Annotated in this window: 1 protein-coding gene; it reads left to right on the top strand. The window is 42.3% G+C overall.

Annotation, left to right across the window (positions count from 1 at the left end; genetic code table 11):
- Window positions 1-2,435, top strand: a 2,435-nt coding sequence (locus tag AC1DVK_RS26630) for a non-ribosomal peptide synthetase (RefSeq protein WP_477627797.1), incomplete at its 5' end; no start/stop codon positions are given.
- Between the last annotated feature and the right edge of the window lie 461 nt (window positions 2,436-2,896).

Genomic DNA, 2,896 nt, shown 5'->3' with positions numbered 1-2,896 from the left:
ACCAATTGGCCCATTATCTCCAAAAATGTGGGGTTGGGACCGAATCATTGGTCGGGCTTTGTTTCCAACGTTCAGTTGAGATGATTGTCGGTCTCATGGGAATCTGGAAAGCCGGTGCAGCTTATGTTCCATTGGATCCAGCGTATCCAGAAAGTCACCTGCGATATATTCTGGAGGACACAGGGATTCAAATATTGGTTACGAACGAAGTATCACAAGGTTGGATACCTGAAGAAGTTGAAACAGTTTGTTTGGACCGGGATCAAGCAATGATTTCGCAAGAAAACACCCTTTCACCCATATGTAAAGTGACAGGAGAAAACTTGGCGTATGTGATCTACACTTCAGGTTCGACCGGGAATCCAAAAGGGGTTTTGGTGCAGCATCATTCGGTATTAAATCTATCCTATGGTTTACAGAAAGAGGTTTTTTCGCATGTGACACCTGTTAACATGCGCGTTGGTATAAATGCCTCAATCGCCTTTGATTCATCCGTTAAACAATTACAAATGCTTTTGTATGGTTCTAGTTTGTATATTATTCCGAACGAAGTTCGCAGTGATCCTCAACAGTTTGTAACTTATATTCGGGAGAATAAGTTGGAAATGTTCGATATAACTCCTTCACTACTCCAATTAATCATAGATGAGGGTGCGTTGGAAACAAACGATGGTGTTCATGTTCCAAGCAAGGTACTGGTTGGTGGAGAAGCGATTATGCCATCACTGTGGGAACAATTAGTAGAGGCTGACAAGGTCCATTTTTATAACGTGTATGGTCCTACGGAATGTACTGTCGATGCGACATGCTATCGTATCAAAAAAGATAGTAAGCGGGTTACCATTGGCCGTCCGTTGCCGAACGTTCAAGCCTATGTATTGGATGGGAATTGTTTACCTGTTCCAGTTGGTGTAACGGGTGAACTTTATATCGGTGGAGCAGGCCTGGCGAGAGGATACTTGAATCGTCCAGAGTTGACGTCCGAACGTTTTATTCCTCATCCATTTAATGATGGGGAACGGTTATACCGGACGGGAGATCTAGTCCGCTATTTAGCTGATGGCCATTTGGATTATCTGGGAAGAATCGATAATCAAGTGAAAATTCGAGGATTCCGGATTGAGCTTGGAGAGATTGAAGCGAATTTAGAAAGTCATCCATCGGTGAAAGAGGCAGTAGTCTTGATAAGAGAGGACCAACCAGGAGATCAGAGATTGGTTGCCTATGTGGTGGGTGAAGGAAGTATGCATGAATGGCGTGAGCATCTCAAGAGACAAGTACCGAATTATATGGTTCCTGCACACTTTATTGAGGTAGACGCGGTTCCGCTTACAACAAATGGGAAGGTTGATCGAAAGGCACTGAACAGCTTAACGATTCAAAGAGAAAGTACCTTTTCTACACCAATCATCCCACGGGATGAAATCGAGTATCAGCTGATTACGATCTGGCAGGATTTGCTACAGATAGAAGATGTCCATGTAAACGATGATTTCTTCAATTTAGGGGGTCACTCACTCCTTGTAATCAAATTGATTTCAAAGGTCAGAGAGAAATTTGGAAAAGAGATTAAGGTGTCCGCACTGATTAAGAACCCGACAGTGGAAGGGATCGCTTATCTCATCCGTGAGAATCATGGTATGGCAAAATCGTTATCGGTTCTGGTTCCACTACAAGAATCAGAGAAAAGACCTTTCTTCTGTGTTCATCCGTTTATGGGGAATGTATTCTGTTACATTCAGCTAGCAAGGTTACTCAAGGATCACTGCTCATTTTATGGTCTACAGAATCCTCTCGTAGAGAAAGAGGGAATGAACAGGTTGACTTTATCGGAAGTAGTTCAACTCTACATCGAGGAAATGAAGCGCGCTCAGCCAGAGGGGCCGTATCGTCTGGGAGGATGGTCTCTGGGCGGTGCCATCGCCTATGAAATCGCAACTATGCTACGGAACCAGGGAGAAGAAGTTGAGGTGTTGGTACTCATGGATACCAAGGTGCCTTCAGAACAGGATTACAAGACAGAGGATGAAATGCTATCTTATATATTGGAGCATTTCACCCATTTAGAGCTAGTGGAGCAGGAAGAAGAGCTCGTCCATCAACAGGGCATGCTTGTTGATCAGTTGATCGCGGAAGGAGTGCTCCGGCCCGATGCGGATCTTACGAGTCTAAAGCAGATTACCGATGCTCACAGGAAGTGTCTAAATTTAATGGCAGAACATATTTTAACGCCATATTTTGGGGAGGTCATCTACTTCAGTGCTGAAGAAGGCAGAGAGTTGTTCACGGATTGGAAGCCGTTATTACAGGGGAAAGTGAATAAACATTCGGTTCCAGGGCTGCACGAGGAGATCGTCTTCTCCCCAGCAGTGGGAAAAATAGCCAAAAATCTCGTGAATGAGTTTGAAGGGAGCGTAACTCAGATTTCCAGGTGAAAGAACATATTTTTGGAAAAGAAATTTTCTTGAACAAATTCAATCTACCAAAGATATTTTAGAGAAACACTCATCCTGAAAGAATTGTAGTTTAAGGTGGAGATTGCAGCGTTGACTTAGTTTCATTTTCTTATTTGGAATCAAAAATATGATGATGTTACCATAATCTAGGCGGATTTGGAAACCACCATGTCCATGTGGTTTCCAATCTAATGGTGCAAGTTTTCTTAAGAAGCCAAAAATGTTGATTTATCTACGATGTATAAAATCATGCATAATCGATAAAAAACAGACAAGAGCCAAACCTTTAAATACATAAGGGTTTGGCTCTTTGGCGTACTTCTGATAGTTGATTTTATGTAAATAGAGTTTATATAAAGAAATAGGCTCTTTTCGTAAAGATTGTTGTTTTTAAAACGAAACTATTTAAGGTTGATTGGAGCGGAAGTGCGAGACTCCTA

This window comes from Peribacillus sp. P4_B1 (genome assembly GCF_056402395.1).
Note: the sequence above shows the minus strand (reverse complement) of the source record. Positions and strands in the feature narration are given on the sequence as shown.